Annotated in this window: 2 protein-coding genes; both read right to left on the bottom strand. The window is 71.6% G+C overall.

The window, feature by feature from the left end:
* Positions 1-117 precede the first annotated feature (117 nt).
* Positions 118-1,968, bottom strand: a complete 1,851-nt coding sequence (locus EFK10_RS19150) for an ABC transporter ATP-binding protein (protein WP_127356910.1) — start codon at positions 1,966-1,968, stop codon at positions 118-120.
* A 104-nt stretch (positions 1,969-2,072) separates the two neighbouring features.
* Positions 2,073-2,708, bottom strand: a 636-nt coding sequence (locus tag EFK10_RS19145; protein WP_127356909.1) for a phosphotransferase family protein, incomplete at its 5' end; no start/stop codon positions are given.

The following is a 2,708-nucleotide window of genomic DNA, read 5'->3' as shown; positions in this document are numbered from 1 at the left end:
CGATGAGGAGCAGCCGAGCCCACCACGGCCGTGCCAGCCGGAGAAGCTGGGCACCCACCGCCGGGCCCGGTGCCGGCTGAAGCCCGGCCACTTCTTCGGTGCGGGTGTCGGTGGCGGTCATGGCCGCACCACCGCCGCGGTGGTGCGGCCATGCCGCTGAGCACAGAAGATACGGGCGTACAGGCCGCCCGCGGCCAGCAACTCCTGGTGTTTACCGCGCTCGTGGATGCGGCCCTGGTCGAGGACGATGACCTCGTCGGCCTGTGCGAACGCGGCGAGGCGGGTCGAGCACAGCAGGATGGTGGCTTGGCATTCCGGCGGGGCAGCGGGGCCTACCGCTTCGCGCAGCGCGGCGATGATGCGGGATTCGGTGTCGGCGTCGATCGCGGAGAACGGGTCGTCGAGCACCAGCAGCCGCGGGCCGGTGGCGGGCGCTGCCAGGGCGCGGGCCAGGGCGATGCGTTGGCGTTGGCCGCCGGAGACGCGCACACCGAGTTCACCGATGCCGGTGGCCATCCCGTCGGCCATGCCGGCCACGTCGGTGTCGAGGTCGGCCACCCGCAGCGCCTTCGCCAGGCGCCCGGACAGGATCGTGTCGGCGGTGGTTCCGGGTTCCGGGTGGGTGAGCGCAATGTTGTCGGCGACGCTGCCGGAGAACACCGGGTTTCCCTGCGGCAGGTATCCGACGCTGTCCCGGTCGGCCGGCGTCCAGGTGTGCGGGTCGGCCCCGTCGATACGGACCCGTCCGCTCGGGACCGGGTACAGGCCCAGTACGGCCCTGGCGAGCGCGGTTTTTCCGGAGCCGACCGGGCCGGTGACCGCGACCAGCGAACCGGGAGCCACTGTCAGGCTCACCTCGTTCAGCGCGGGATGCGCCGCACCGGGGTAGACGAACAGGACATCGTCCAGGGCGATGCCCACCGGTCCTGGCTGGGGCGTCACTGCCTCGTGGCGCGGCCGGACGCCCAATCCCGCGACTCGGTCCGAGCGCCACGAGGCGCGGGCCGGTTCATCGTCCAAGGGGGGCGCCGGGGCAAGTAGCGGTGCGAGGCGGGTGAAGGCCGCAGTAGCGGCCTGGACCCGGTTGGCCATCTGCGGGATGCGGAAGGCCCGTGCTGTGAACCGGGTGAAAAGCCCGAGAAAAGCCACGAGGTCACCGACACTGAGCGCTCCGGTGGCGACCTTCGTCCCGCCCAGCCAGATCACGGCGAGGATCCCGGCGGTGGTCAGCGTGCCGTAGACCGGGGCGAGCGCCGAGTCCAAGCGGGTCGCCGCCAGTTCCGCGTCGGCCTGGGCGTCGGCCAGCACGTTCAGCCGCCGGGCAAACGCCGCGCGCCGCCCGGACGCCCGCAGGACCCGCAGCCCGACCAGGCCTTCCTGTACGAACGTGGTCAACGCGGCGTTGGCCTCGCGGGCGCGCAGCGTGCGCCGGGACACCCATATCCCGGCGACCTTGGCCAGGGTCAGCGCGATGGGCACTGGCGCCAGTGCCAGCGCACCGAGGGTCGGGTCGTACGCGAGCATGGCCACGATGAGTGCTACGGAGAACAGCACCGTGTCCCAGGTCTCCACGATGAGTTCATTCACGCCGGTGCCGAGCACCTCGACGTCTCCGATGATGCGGGCCATGACTTCGCCGACCGACGTGGTGTGCAGCCGTTCGGCAGGCCAGGAGAGCACCCCGCGGAGGGCGTCGGCGCGCACGTTGGCGTAGATGCGGGCCCGGGCCACGCCGAGCCACCAGCGTTTGCCGACCCGGGGCAGCTCGGTCGCAGCGGTACCGACGATGAGCAGCAGCGCGGCCCCGGCCACGGCCCCGCCGGTGGCCTGCCCGCGATGGAACGCGAGCACGGCGTCGACGGCATGGCCCAGCAGCACGGACGGCAGCACGACGGCAATGTTCATCGCGATGCCGGCCAGCGAGCCGATCACGAGCAACCCGGCGACCTGACGGAAGTACGGTCGCATCCGGCGCAAGAACCCATCGCCGGGTGGCCGGCCGTGTTGCCGGTCCGGGGCGGAGGGTGGCAGCTCGCTCGTAATCATGGGCGGGCCCGTGTGGTCGTCTTCGCTCACAGCTGTGCCAGTCGCTGGGTCAGATTTCCGCCGGCCCCTGCGGCCGACTCTGCGCGCCCCGCGATGGCCTTCATGTCCGCGTAGATCATGGCGGCCGTCCACACCGCCTCGAAGTCGCCCTGCGGCGCCTCGCCGTCGAGGTAGCCCTCGCGCAGCGCGATCCGATCGGATACCGCCGGCCAGGTACGCAGATCCAGAGCCGGGTGGCTCAGATAGGAGTCACCGAAGTCGATCAACCCGGTGAACGCGCCGTCGGCGTCGACGAACGCGTGCGTCGGTCCGGGATTCGAATGCAGCGCCATCGGCGTATCGAACCGTGACGGAAGCGCCTCAAGCGCGCGGACGGCGACCGCTTCCGGGCTGGCCGCGAGCTGCCAGCAACCCGGCCGGCTATCGATCTCGTCGACGAGATCAGCCAGGGCCACCTCCAGACGGTGCCGCAACGCCCCGGCGTCATCGTCCGTCGGGAACAGGCCGCTGTCGGCCAGTTGATCAGCCGGCTGGGTGTGCAGGCGGCGCAGCAGCCGGCCCAGGGTGTGGAGCAACTGCGTGCGAGCCGGGCCTGTTACGGACACATGCCGCGCGGCCCGCCCGGGGATGCGGCTCATGACCAGGTACTCGACGCTGCCCTC

It is taken from the genome of Streptomyces soli (assembly GCF_003999195.1).
Classification (GTDB): domain Bacteria; phylum Actinomycetota; class Actinomycetes; order Streptomycetales; family Streptomycetaceae; genus Actinacidiphila; species Actinacidiphila soli.
The sequence above is the reverse complement of the archived record's forward strand: the minus strand, read 5'-3'. Positions and strand labels throughout refer to the sequence as shown.